Annotated in this window: 2 protein-coding genes, 6 tRNA genes and 1 pseudogene; 2 read left to right on the forward strand and 7 right to left on the reverse strand. The window is 65.1% G+C overall.

Features of this window, described 5'->3' with window-relative positions:
- Positions 1–12: 12 nt before the first annotated feature.
- The 6 genes from K789_RS0102700 to K789_RS0102725 all read right to left on the reverse strand — a co-directional run bounded on the left by K789_RS0102700 (position 13) and on the right by K789_RS0102725 (position 1001).
- Entirely contained in the window at positions 13–282 is a 270-nt protein-coding gene (locus tag K789_RS0102700; protein ID WP_029704361.1) for an antitoxin, read from the reverse strand.
- 175 nt (positions 283–457) lie between these two features.
- Positions 458–532, reverse strand: a tRNA-Val gene (locus K789_RS0102705).
- A gap of 39 nt (positions 533–571) precedes the next feature.
- Positions 572–644: transfer RNA gene (locus tag K789_RS0102710), tRNA-Gly, on the reverse strand.
- Between the two features lie 55 nt (positions 645–699).
- Positions 700–774: transfer RNA gene (locus K789_RS0102715), tRNA-Val, on the reverse strand.
- A 38-nt stretch (positions 775–812) separates the two neighbouring features.
- Positions 813–883, reverse strand: a tRNA-Cys gene (locus K789_RS0102720).
- Positions 884–928: 45 nt separating this feature from the next.
- A tRNA-Gly gene (locus K789_RS0102725) sits at positions 929–1001 on the reverse strand.
- Positions 1002–1317: 316 nt separating this feature from the next.
- Here K789_RS0102725 and K789_RS0102730 point away from each other — a divergent pair.
- Positions 1318–1389, forward strand: a tRNA-Val gene (locus K789_RS0102730).
- An 87-nt stretch (positions 1390–1476) separates the two neighbouring features.
- A complete protein-coding gene (locus K789_RS0102735) occupies positions 1477–2325 on the forward strand; it encodes a hypothetical protein (RefSeq protein ID WP_024365405.1) in 849 nt (282 codons plus the stop codon).
- Between the two features lie 85 nt (positions 2326–2410).
- Here K789_RS0102735 and K789_RS22130 read toward each other — a convergent pair.
- Positions 2411–3639: pseudogene (locus tag K789_RS22130) on the reverse strand (DUF222 domain-containing protein); the annotation flags it as partial.

Raw genomic sequence — 3639 nt, forward strand, 5'->3', positions numbered from 1 at the left:
GACGTATCTGGGTCAGAGGCCTGGCTGGCGGGGTTCCCCGGCTACGGGGGGTTCACCGGCTACGGGAGCCTGATCGGCGACCGGGGCCGTGTTCGGCCGGTCGTTCGCCTTGTCCACGAAGTCGGAAGCGCCCCGCTGCGCGGCATCAATCTTGTCGGCGTGCTTTCCGCCGGTCTTAGAGTCGACGAAGTCGCCGGCCTTTTCGATGCCGTCCTTGATGGCTTGTTCGTTGCCACCAATAATGTGCTGAGCCTTGCCCTTTAGATCGTCAAGTAAACCCACGGGCACCTCCCTTCGGTCGCGGAGCCAGATCGCTCCTTGCGTTTTCTACCCTAGCGGGAGGCCGCGGAGGTGCCAAGGGTGTCCGCCCACAGAGTAAAGACTGGAGGACCAGGTGCACAGGGTAGAAGGACCTGCAGTGCACGAAAAAAGAGCAGCCCCGGGGGAGCTGCTCTTGTGGTGGGCGATACTGGGATCGAACCAGTGACCTCTTCCGTGTCAGGGAAGCGCGCTACCGCTGCGCCAATCGCCCGCAACCCGGAAGGATCCGGAGTGGAGTTGTAATGAAGAGAGCGGACGACGAGATTCGAACTCGCGACATCCACCTTGGCAAGGTGGTGCTCTACCAGCTGAGCTACGTCCGCATTTTAGTCCTGCCGGCTGGGCCGGTGGTACTGCATCAAGCAAGTTGCCTTGCTTTGGTGGGCGATACTGGGATCGAACCAGTGACCTCTTCCGTGTCAGGGAAGCGCGCTACCGCTGCGCCAATCGCCCCTTGCATCCGACCTAACCGGAAACCAGGGTTTTCACCGAGGTGGGTACGGGATTCGAACCCGTGTATACGGCTTTGCAGGCCGCTGCCTCGCCTCTCGGCCAACCCACCGTGTAGATAGGATTCCGAAGAACCTTACCGTGACAGTGTCCTGCGAGCGGACGACGAGATTCGAACTCGCGACATCCACCTTGGCAAGGTGGTGCTCTACCAGCTGAGCTACGTCCGCATTTTAGTCTGCAATTCCCTGCCGCAATCGGCATTTCCTCGCGTTCCAACGAGTAAGAACTCTATAGGAGGTTCAGGGAACTTACAAATCGGGACGACGGCGGCGGACGCCGGGACCGCTGCATCGTTGTGTTCTAGGGGTTTTCTCTAATTACAGTCATGTAATTAGGCGCCGATTTCAGAACCCTCCCCGGGCAGACGCGTGCCCTGCCGGACTTCGACAGAGCAGCGTCGCAGGACGTATTCAGGGCCTCGCGCGCATCTTGGCCGGCCGATTTCTGAATTCCGCCGCAGTGGGCTAGCATTCAATGGCATTGGGGCGATTGGCGCAGTGGTAGCGCGCTTCGTTCACACCGAAGAGGTCACTGGTTCGAACCCAGTATCGCCCACCCAATGAATGGTCCGTTCCGCTCACAAAGCGGGGCGGACCTTTCTTGTTGGTCTCCACTGTCACACCCCCGTGAAAGAGTCTTGCCATGACCGCCCCACTTCTTGCCCACGCTACGGATTATGGCCGGATGTATGCACGCTCCACCTCGGAGCAGTTCTCCGTGCCCTCCATCACCACCGTTATTGGCCAACAGCCCCACGGCCTGGACGGCTGGTTCGGGTACATGGGCGCCAACAGCCTCGCCCAGGACCCCACCCTGCCAGGCATCCTCGGCAGTCCGGCCAAGGTGCGCCAGGCGGTGACCCGTGCGGCCAAGGCGGCGGAGACCTACCGCGACGACGCTGCGAAGCGCGGGGACCGGGTGCACAACTACTGCGAGCAGGTGGCCCTGCGTGCCCTGGGCCGTCCGCACCAGATGAAGGAAACCCGCGAGGCCCTCGCCGCCAATGGTGAAGAAGCCTTTGCCGCCCGATTCGACGAGTGGTGGGAACTCTTTCAGGTGGAGCCGATCGCCCCGGAAATCACGGTCTGGAACAAAACCGTCGGCTACGCCGGCACCCTGGACCTCGTCGCCAAGATCAACGGCCGGACCTGCCTCATCGACTACAAGACCAAGGGCACCAGCCGTGACGGCACCGTCAAACCGCTGGATGACAAGGTGGTCATGCAGCTCGTGGCCGGCATGAAAGCCGAGGAAAGCCTGGTGGATCCGGTGGCAGGGGAGTGGGAAGCCTGGCAGCACGGCGAATCCCCGATCTTGCTTGCGGTTGCGATCGGGCAGACGGAAGTCCGTCCGCTGCGTGCCAACCCCGAAGTCCTGAAACACCACTGGTGGAAGTTCTGCGCGCTGCGGCGCGTCTGGGAAATGTCCGCCGACACCACGGCAGCCGGAACGGCCCTGCTCCCGCTCCTCCCGCCGCCTATCACCCGCTAGTCCGAAGACCTGCCGGGATCGGCGACTAACCCCGACCTGTCGTGCGGGTGCCCGCTGCCCGCTTGCGACTTTTTGCAGCCTTGGGTCAGCCGGGGGTGTCGAGGGTAGCGGGGTGGAAGTAGTGGTTGCGTCGGGGTCTTTGGCGTGGGTCAAGGTGTGGTGGCGGGATGAACCACGGGATGCCGGTACGGACCTGGATGGTCCAGTGTTCCTTGTGGATCACGTGGTGGTGGTGTGAACAGAGCAGTACACCGTTGTCCGTGCCGGTTGTTCCGCCGCGGGACCAGTAGGTGATGTGGTGGGCTTCGCACCAGAGCGCGGGGATGGTGCAGCCGGGGAACGCGCAGCCCTGGTCGCGGACGGTGAGGGCTTTGCGGATGTGGGGCGGGAAGACCCGGGTGGCCCGGCCGATATCCAGGACCTGGCCTGCGCTGCCGAGGAGGACCGGGATGATGTCCGCGTCGCAGGCGATCTTCCGGACGGTCGAGGCGGTGACGGGGCCGGTGAACAGCAGCGACCCGGTCTGTGCCGTGACCTGCCCGCGCTGGAAGGAATCTCCGGAACCGCCCTCGCGGGTGCCGCCCTGGCGGGTGCCGTCGTGAGTGTCGCTGGTTCCGCCGGGCGCGTTGAGGCGGGTGAGGAGGTCGCGGTAGTCGATGGTGACCATGACCTGCGGGCGCAGCCCTCCCGCGCCGGGCAGGGTGCCGGCGGCGAGGGCGAGTTTGCAGGCACCGACGAGGCCGTCGAGGAGTTTCTGCGGACGCGAGCGGAGGTCAAGGGGGACGTCCATAACGTCAGGTCCGGCGTTGTTGCCATGGTCGGCCCACGGGACTGCGGCTGCGTCCACCCCGGCGTCCGGGGCCTGGGTGCGGGGGTTGGTGGCGGTGTTCATGACGGTGAGGAGGTGTTCGAACTGTTCGGCGGTCGCGAAGATCTCCAGATGCTACAGTCCGTGCCGGGGTTTGCGGATGAACGCGCCCTGGAGCTGGCGCAGGAGCTCTTCGGAGGGCTCGGCGCCGTCCTGGTCGATCGCGTCGGTCCAGCTCCGGGCCACCCGGGCCAGGAAGTCCGGGTCGTTCTCCGCGGCGGTGCGGGTCAGGGCGTGCTCCATCCGGGCGGCGGTTTCGGCGTCGCAGACGTGCCGGACCCGGTCCAGGGCCAGGCTGATGATGGTCGCGGACCGGGACGCGACCGCGCCGGAGGCGACGGCGGCACCGAGTTCCCCGTGCACGGCAGGTAACGGTTCGCCGGTGAATCCCTGGCGTGGCAGCAGGCTCTCGGCGAGGGAGAGCCGGCGCCGGGCTTCGGGGGCGC

The sequence above is a fragment of the Arthrobacter sp. TB 26 genome (genome assembly GCF_000427315.1).
In the GTDB taxonomy this organism is placed as follows: domain Bacteria; phylum Actinomycetota; class Actinomycetes; order Actinomycetales; family Micrococcaceae; genus Arthrobacter.

Excerpts from the sequence above, each read along its gene's own strand:
- K789_RS0102735 (WP_024365405.1), top strand. The coding sequence starts at position 1,477 with ATGACCGCCCCACTTCTTGCCCACGCTACGGATTATGGCCGGATGTAT.